Genomic DNA, 378 nt, shown 5'->3' on the forward strand with positions numbered 1-378 from the left:
CGCGGTCGGAAATAAAGGCAATACGCTGGCCATCCGGGCTAATGGCCGGATGCACGTTAAAGGCCAGATCATTAGTCAGCGCCTTAGCGCTACCGCCTTTGATATCGCTGATATACAGGTCGCCCAGCATATCAAACACAAACTGCTTACCATCGGGGCTGATATCCAAACTCGACCAGGTGGTTTGATTAGTACTGATGCTGACGCTGGTCATCTCCAGCGGCGGATTTAACACATCCCACTTGGGCTCTTTGTCTTTGCCATCGGCTTGTTCAGCCATCAGAGCGGGGCTGCCCAGTCCCATTATCAGGGCCAAAGCGATAGGGGTAAGTTTTCCTGTTGTCATAGTGCCTCTTGTCGTTATCTTTTTATGTTGTT

At 50.8% G+C, this 378-nt stretch carries 1 protein-coding gene; it reads right to left on the reverse strand.

Translation table 11 applies throughout. From position 1 onward, the window contains the following. On the reverse strand, positions 1-304 hold a 304-nt coding region (locus J0A66_RS22000), incomplete at its 3' end, for a TolB family protein (RefSeq protein ID WP_241264382.1). Positions 305-378: the final 74 nt, after the last annotated feature.

It is taken from the genome of Bowmanella dokdonensis (genome assembly GCF_017254865.1).
In the GTDB taxonomy this organism is placed as follows: Bacteria; Pseudomonadota; Gammaproteobacteria; order Enterobacterales; family Alteromonadaceae; genus Bowmanella; species Bowmanella dokdonensis.